Annotated in this window: 8 protein-coding genes; 3 read left to right on the top strand and 5 right to left on the bottom strand. The window is 74.9% G+C overall.

Annotated elements, in window-relative coordinates:
• Positions 1 to 525 (top strand): tyrosine-protein phosphatase (locus VFW24_03825; protein ID HEX5265879.1); only part of this gene is annotated, 525 nt, incomplete at its 5' end.
• A 93-nt stretch (positions 526 to 618) separates the two neighbouring features.
• Here VFW24_03825 and VFW24_03820 read toward each other — a convergent pair.
• From VFW24_03820 to VFW24_03800, 5 genes are all read right to left on the bottom strand, one after another.
• On the bottom strand, positions 619 to 1,038 hold the full coding sequence (locus VFW24_03820; protein ID HEX5265878.1) for an NUDIX hydrolase: 420 nt from the start codon (positions 1,036 to 1,038) through the stop codon (positions 619 to 621).
• Complete coding sequence (locus tag VFW24_03815; GenBank protein ID HEX5265877.1) at positions 1,020 to 2,588, bottom strand: CYTH and CHAD domain-containing protein; 1,569 nt, start codon at positions 2,586 to 2,588, stop codon at positions 1,020 to 1,022. The genes VFW24_03820 and VFW24_03815 overlap by 19 nt, the downstream gene beginning before the upstream one ends.
• 70 nt (positions 2,589 to 2,658) lie before the next feature.
• Positions 2,659 to 2,808, bottom strand: a complete 150-nt coding sequence (locus VFW24_03810) for a hypothetical protein (GenBank protein HEX5265876.1) — start codon at positions 2,806 to 2,808, stop codon at positions 2,659 to 2,661.
• Positions 2,809 to 2,899: 91 nt separating this feature from the next.
• Entirely contained in the window at positions 2,900 to 4,393 is a 1,494-nt protein-coding gene (locus tag VFW24_03805) for a CHAD domain-containing protein (GenBank protein HEX5265875.1), read from the bottom strand.
• A 46-nt stretch (positions 4,394 to 4,439) separates the two neighbouring features.
• Positions 4,440 to 5,114 carry a phosphoribosyltransferase gene (locus VFW24_03800; protein ID HEX5265874.1) on the bottom strand — a complete coding sequence of 225 codons (675 nt, stop codon included), beginning with the start codon at positions 5,112 to 5,114 and terminating at the stop codon, positions 4,440 to 4,442.
• 50 nt (positions 5,115 to 5,164) lie between these two features.
• Here VFW24_03800 and VFW24_03795 point away from each other — a divergent pair, with 50 nt between their 5' ends.
• Positions 5,165 to 5,533 carry a hypothetical protein gene (locus VFW24_03795; protein ID HEX5265873.1) on the top strand — a complete coding sequence of 123 codons (369 nt, stop codon included), beginning with the start codon at positions 5,165 to 5,167 and terminating at the stop codon, positions 5,531 to 5,533.
• Between the two features lie 67 nt (positions 5,534 to 5,600).
• Positions 5,601 to 6,815, top strand: a 1,215-nt coding sequence (locus VFW24_03790) for a thioredoxin family protein (protein HEX5265872.1), incomplete at its 3' end; no start/stop codon positions are given.

The raw sequence follows: 6,815 nt of genomic DNA, 5'->3' as shown, positions 1-6,815 counted from the left end.
CGGGTGGAGTGGCCGGCGCCGGGGATCACCTACCACCACCTGCCGATGCTCGACGTCCTGCCCGAGCGGGACGAGTACGTCGAGTGGGCGGCGCCGGCCTTCGTGGCCGATCGCTACACCGACATGCTGGCCACGGGCGCGCCAGCGGTGGCCGACGCCCTGCGGGTCCTTGCCGACCCCCGGTGCCACCCCGCCGTGATCCACTGCGCCGCCGGCAAGGACCGCACCGGCATCATCTCCGCCCTGGTGCTCGGCCTCCTCGGCGTCAGCGACGAGGCCATCGTGGCCGACTACGCCCTCAGCCGGGACAACATGACCCGGATGCTGGCCCGGCTGCGCGAGGAGCGCCCCGACGCGGTGACCGGGATCAAGGCCAGCGCCGCCGCCATCGTGGCGGCCGAGCCCGAGACCATGCACGCCTTCCTCTCCCGGTTCCGGGCCGACCACGGCTCGTTCGAGGGCTTCGCCTCCGGCCTCGGCCTGTCCGGCGCGGTCGGGGCTCTCCGCTCCGCTCTCCTGGAGTAGCCCGGCGCCGCGTCCCGGCGGAGACGCGCTACCTCAACCGGCCTCGACCGGGCTCGACCGGCGTCAACCCGCCTCGACCGGCCTCGACCAACATCAACCCGCCTCGGCCACGCTCGCGAGCAGCGACGCCAGCACGTGGCGGTCCCGCGGGTAGCTGAGCAGCGCCTGGGCCTCCTCGATGCCGACCCAGCGGACCTCGTCGACCTCGTTGTCGGCGGCGACCACCCCGCTGTCCGGGGTCATGGCCCAGTAGCGGACGGCCTTGGGCCGGCCCTTGCGGTCGACGTAGCTGGTCGACGCCAGCTCGGCGCCCAGCCGGCAGCGCAGCCCGGTCTCCTCCTCGACCTCGCGGAGGGCACACGTCTCGTCGTCCTCACCGGGGTCACGCTTGCCCTTGGGGAGGGACCAGTCGTCGTAGTGGGGACGGTGGACCACCAGCACCTCGACCGAGCCGTCGGGTCGTGACTGCCACACCACGCCCCCGGCGGCCCGGATCACCTCGTCTTCGGCCATTTCTCGGCGCGGTGCTGCACCGCCTTCCAGGCCGACGTCCAGTGCCGGCGGGCCCGATTGGCGCAGTTGGTCTCCCCGGCCAGCAGCTGTCCGGCCGCCACGGCCAGGCGGCCGTCGAGCTCGGACCCGGTGGCCCGCAGCCAGCGCTGGCCGGCGGTGGCGGCCCCCAGCTCACCGAGCCATCCGTCCAGCTCGGCCAGGGCCCGGTGGAGCTTGGCGGCCGGGCGGCCGGCCAGGTGGGCGGCCAGCTCCGCCGACGCCCGGGCTTCGGTTGCCGATCGGGCCAGGACGGTGAGGTCGACCCCCTCGTCGTCGTCCCCCCGGTCCCGGAGGGCGGGGTGGAAACCCTTGCCGAGGGCGTCGGCGGCGCTGCGTCCGAGCCGGTCGAGGCGTCCGTGGACGGCCCGCTCCGCGGTCGCGGTGGCGGGCCGGGACCGTCCCGGCCGGACCGGGGGCTCGGCCGCCGCCGCCGCCAGCCGGTCGACCAGGTCGAGGTAGGCGGGCGAGTCGAGGTGGTCGGCCAGGGCCTCGTGATGGCTCTTGCGTTGCGACGCAACGATGTCGACCAGCTCCAACGCCGCGGCCTGGTCCTCCGGGAGCAGGCGGCTGGCTCCGGCGGTGAGCCGGCCGACGAGCAGGTCCAGGTCGGCCAGGGCGTCGACGGGACGGCGCAGCTGCTCGAGGCCGTCCCCGACCTCCTCGCACCAGGCCGTGTCGAGGACCCGGTGGGTGTCCTCCATGGCCACGGCCAGGCGGCCCAGCTCGGCGCGCCAGCGGGCCAGGGCCTCGGGGTCGTCACCGAGGCGCACCCTCGGGTCGTCGCTCAGCAGCCGCCCGACCGAGCGGGCCAGCACCACGGCCACCAGCTCCGCCGTCGACATGGACCGGCTCCACTCGGCCGGCACGGGCCGGACCGCCGGCTCCGGTGTGCCCCCGATGGCGCGGAACAGCTTGGGCTGGGCGGCGGTGTCGGCCACCCCCGCCGCCACCAGCACGTCGTGGATCTGGCGCAGGATCGGCACGGGACCGTTCTCGGCCAGCTCGATCTCGAGCTCCCGGAAGGTGCCGGTGCGGCCGTCGGCCGAGCGGAACTCGACGGTGTCGTCGTCCATCTCGGCCAGGGTGTCGGTGGCCGACATCAGCAGGTTGCGCCGGCGCCGCGTCTTGAGCACGGCCACCGGGGCCACCACGTCGGCGCGCAGGTAGGTGCGGAGCAGGGCCATGGCGTCGGGGGGGATCTTGTCGGCGGGGCCGTCGAAGTCGAGCTCGTCCCGCTCGAGGGCGCCGCTCGGGCGCTCACTCTGATCGTCGGCGTCAAGGGCGGCCGCCGGCAGCTTCAGCGTCCAGGTGTGGGAGCCGGCGCTCGAGATCCGGTGGCGCAGGGTCGCGCCCCAGCGGCCCAGGTGGTACCCGGTCGTGTCGTAGTAGGTCGCCTCGAGCGCCACCTCGGGCAGGCTCACGACCGACACTCCGACCGACGCGCTCAGATCGGGGACGTGGAAGGAGTCGTCGACCTCGACCTTGAGCTCGCGTTCGAGCGACGCTCCCATCCGGGGGACCGTATATCGCTGTGGTCCTGACGCGCCGGTACGGGAAGGGACCGGCAGGTGAACAGCCGGTTCACGGAGCGAAGCTCGCCAACCGCGCCCGGATGTGGCCCATCCGCTCCACCTGGGCGGAGGCGGGGACGGCCACCCAGGGGGTCCCCCTCCCATCGGGCGGCTCCGCCTCGAGCAGCTCCCGGTGGGCCCGCCGGCGCCGGTCGACCATGGAGAAGAACGGCGCGCCGCCAGGTGGGAGAGGTTTGCCGCCGCCGTCGTCTTCCCGACCCCGCCCTTGATGCTGTAGACGGCCAGGACCCTCATCCGAGGGCGCGCAGGAGGCGGTCCCACCGTCCGTCGGTGCGCCACTGCCGCAGCCGGGCGAAGCGCCCGGACAGCTCCCCTCGCGCCTCCTTGCCGGAGCGGGCCAGCTCCCGGCGCATCTCGCCGAGGGCCACGACCGTCCCGGCCCCGGCGCCCTGCGCCATGAGCGTGTCGGCCGCCTCGAGCAGCAGCTCCCGCTGAACCACGGTGTCGTTGAAGTCCCCCAGCACGTCCTGGAGGCCCTTCAGGTCCTTCACCAGAGGTCCGGCCCGGTCGGGGGGCAGCAGCCCGGAGAAGAACTCGACGGTGTAGCGCAGCTCCTTGGCCCGCTTGCGCAGGTCGTGGACCGCCTCGTCGGGCGACGACTCGTCGACCCGCCGGCCCCGCTTGATCACCTGGCCGAAGGTGTCCTCCAGCCGCCGGCGCGCCAGCTCGGCGGTGACGGGCTGGTCGGTCACCTCGACGGGCAGCAGGGACGCCATCGACTCGGACATCAGCCGGCGGAAGCGGGGTGAGCGCAGGGCGACGTCGAGGTCGCGGTGGGCCGCCTCGCTCCGCTGGGCCAGGAGGTCGGTGAACGGGGCGATGGCGTCGCGCAGCTCCTCGGCCACCGCCACCGCCTCCAGGGCGGGGAAGCCCTCGACGTTCACGTCGAGGTCCCGGGCCGGGGTCGTGACGTCCCCGAGCCACTTGAGCTCAACGGCCAGCGCCGCCCGGGGCTCCTCGGAGAGAACGCCCCGGGCCAGCTTGAGGGCCGTCCGGCCCCGGCGCACCGCCACGCGCAGGTCGTGCAGGAACTCCTCGTCGTAGCGGGCGAGCGTGCCGGGCACGTTGGCCTGCACGGTCTCGAGCAGGTGGCGGAGGATCGAGACCAGGGCGGGCGGCGCCGGCAGGTCGGGGCGCAGGTCGCGGCCCGGGGCCCCGGAGCCGGGGGTGTCGGATGCGCCGACGGCGCCGAGCAGGGCGGGGAGAAGGTTCTCGTGGCGGGCGCCGAGGGCCGCCGCCACCTGCTCGGCCTCCTCCTCGTAGCCGCGCAGCCCGGATGCGGCGAGGTTGCGGACCGGTTCGGCCGCGGCCGGGGACGTGGCCGTCTCGACCACCAACCGGCACACCGTCTTCTGCTCGCGGTCGACGACGCGGTGGTCCTCCAGCCGCAGGCGCGCCGTCACCAGCCGGACCAGGGCTCGGGGGCCGGCGCGGTCCCCGACCAGCGCGCCCACCGCCGGGGGCAGGTCGGTCGGGCGCAGAGCGTCCGGGAGCGACCGGCTCGAGCCCTCCCATGGCGCCGAGGCGCCCGGCTGGCCCAGCGGCCCGACCACCACCAGCGCCCGGCTGGCCTCCACCTCGACGTACAGCTCCAGCCCGGCGCCCAGGAGCCGGCGGTCGAAGGTGTCGAACCAGTGCCGGGTCACCGTGCTCGACCGTCCCGGGATGAGGGCAAATCCCTCCGGCACCGAGAGGTCGGGAGCGGGGGCGGATACGGCGGACATGTGAGGCCGACTGTAGATCGGGGGCCGGGCGGCTGACCCGGGGTGACTACGGGCCCAGGGCACGCTCCAGGCAGGCCACCACCTGCTCGTCGGTGGTCGGGGTGAAGTTGCCGTAGAACTGGCCCACGGCGAAGAACGGGTCCGGGGTCTCGACGGCAATAAGCTCGTCGGCGTCGGAGGAGAGGCGCGCCGTCCACTCCGGCGGTGCGACCGGAACCGCGAGCACCACGTAGGTGGCACCTGCAGCCCGAGCGACCTGGCACGCGGCGCGCGCCGTCGAACCGGTGGCGATCCCGTCGTCGACGACGATCACCGTCCGGCCGGCGAGGGAGACACGGGGCCGGTCTCCCCGGTAGTCGACGGCCCGTCGCTCCAGCTCTGTCCGCTCCCGGGCCTCCGTTGCCTCGACCTCGCGCTGTCCTACACGCGCCCCGGCCATGACTTCGCGGTTGACGACGGTGACGCCGTACTCGCCGACCGCGCCCATCGCCAGCTCGGGCTGGAACGGGACGCCGAGCTTGCGCACGAGGATGACGTCGAGCGGGGCGCCCAGGGCCCGGGCCACTTCGGCCGCCACGGGGACGCCGCCGCGCGGCAGTCCGACCACGACGGGATGCCGGCCGCGCAGGTGCTCGAGCCGGGTCGCCAGCCGCCGGCCGGCGTCCTCCCGATCGGCAAAGGTCACCGCTCCCCCCGCGGTCGTTCTCCGGGACGCGACCACCGTCCCGGGCGTATTGTCCGGGTAGCGACGCTAGATCGAGGAGGTTCCCCATGACCGATCTGGAAGGCGTGCTGGGACTGGTCAACTCCGCCCGGGCCGCCATGGGGAGAGAACCGCTCGAGTCGCTGCCCCAGGGCCGGCGGGGGTCGAGCTCCGACTGCGTCCTGGCCCGTTCCCTGGGGATGAGCTTCGGCAACCGGAGCGCGTGGGCGGTCGACGGCCGCCGGCGGCAGCGCCGGGAGGCGGCCCTGCTGCTGGCCCGGACGTGGGAGGTCCACGCCGGCGTGCTGAACCGCCGCTCCGTGCAGCTGCCGGAGGGACTGCGCCAGTTCGTGAACGGCTTCGACTCGGGGGACTACCCGGACCTGGTCGATCCCACCGCCCGCTCCGAGGACCCGGGGGTGCTGGCCGGGGTCTGAGGGTCAGGCGTCTGCCCCGGCCCGGCCCGGTCCGGCCCGAGCTCCTGCCCGGGCATATGGTGACCACGTGGCTGGCAACCCGACCCTCCCGGACGGGCTGGTCGCGGTGGTGAAGCGGGACTGCCCGACCTGCGTGCTGGTGGCCCCCGTCCTGGCCGCGCTGGCAGGGGGGCGGGAGCTGGCCGCCGTGGTGAGCCAGGACGACCCCGCGTTCCCACCGGGGGTCGACGGCGTCGTGGACGACCGGGCCCTCGACGTGTCGTGGAGCCTCGGCATCGACACCGTTCCGACCCTCCTGCGGGTGCAGGACGGCAGGGAGGTGGCGCGTCTGGAGGGCTGGCTGCGGCGCGACTGGGAGGACTTCGTCGGGGTGGCGCCGCTCGGGGAGGGACTGCCGGACTACCGGCCCGGCTGCGGCTCCCGGACCGCCGAGCCCGGGGTGGCCGAGGAGCTGGCCGTGCGGCACGGGTCGGCCAAGCTGCGCAGCCGGCGCGTCGAGCTGGCCGCCCTCGAGGACGAGGCCGAGGCCATGTACGACCGGGGCTGGACCGACGGCCTGCCGGTCGTCACGCCGACCGAGGCGCGGGTGCTACGCATGCTCGAGGGCACCACGCGCCCGCCGGACGAGGTGGTGGCGGTGGTCCCCCCGGACCTGATCGAGTGCACGGTCGAGAAGGTGGCGGTGAACGCGGTGCTGGCCGGGTGCAAGCCCGAGTACCTGCCGGTGGTGCTGGCCGCCGTCGAGGCGGCGTGCACCGACGAGTTCAACATCCACGGCCTGCTGGCCACCACCTGGTTCGCCGGCCCAGTGGTCGTGGTCAACGGGCCCATCGCCCGGGCCGTCGGGATGAACTCGGGCATCAACGCCCTCGGCCAGGGCAACCGGGCCAACGCCACCATCGGGCGGGCCCTGCAGCTGGTGATCCGCAACGTGGGCGGGGGGCGGCCCGGGGAGGTCGACCGGGCCACGCTGGGGAACCCGGGCAAGTACTCGTTCTGCTTCGCCGAGGACGAGGAGGGCTCGCCGTGGGAGCCGCTGGCGGTGGAGCGGGGCGTGCCGGCGGGGCGGTCGGCGGTGACCCTGTTCGGCGGGGGAGGGGTGCAGGGCCTGGCCGACCAACGGTCGCGTGATCCCGAGGCCCTGGCCGCCACCATCGCCAGCGGGCTCGGGGTCGTGGCCGACCCGAAGCTGGCGGCCATCTGGGACGCCCTGCTCGTGGTGTCCCCCGAGCACGCCCGGGTGTTCCACGAGGGTGGATGGGACCGGGCCCGCCTGCGCGCG

The sequence above is a fragment of the Acidimicrobiales bacterium genome, from assembly GCA_036273495.1.
Lineage (GTDB): Bacteria > Actinomycetota > Acidimicrobiia > Acidimicrobiales > JAJPHE01 > DASSEU01.
Note: the sequence above shows the minus strand (reverse complement) of the source record. Positions and strands in the feature narration are given on the sequence as shown.

Excerpts from the sequence above, each read along its gene's own strand:
- VFW24_03820 (HEX5265878.1), bottom strand. The coding sequence starts at position 1,038 with ATGGCCGAAGACGAGGTGATCCGGGCCGCCGGGGGCGTGGTGTGGCAG.
- VFW24_03815 (HEX5265877.1), bottom strand. The coding sequence starts at position 2,588 with ATGGGAGCGTCGCTCGAACGCGAGCTCAAGGTCGAGGTCGACGACTCC.
- VFW24_03810 (HEX5265876.1), bottom strand. The coding sequence starts at position 2,808 with ATGGTCGACCGGCGCCGGCGGGCCCACCGGGAGCTGCTCGAGGCGGAG.
- VFW24_03805 (HEX5265875.1), bottom strand. The coding sequence starts at position 4,393 with ATGTCCGCCGTATCCGCCCCCGCTCCCGACCTCTCGGTGCCGGAGGGA.
- VFW24_03795 (HEX5265873.1), top strand. The coding sequence starts at position 5,165 with ATGACCGATCTGGAAGGCGTGCTGGGACTGGTCAACTCCGCCCGGGCC.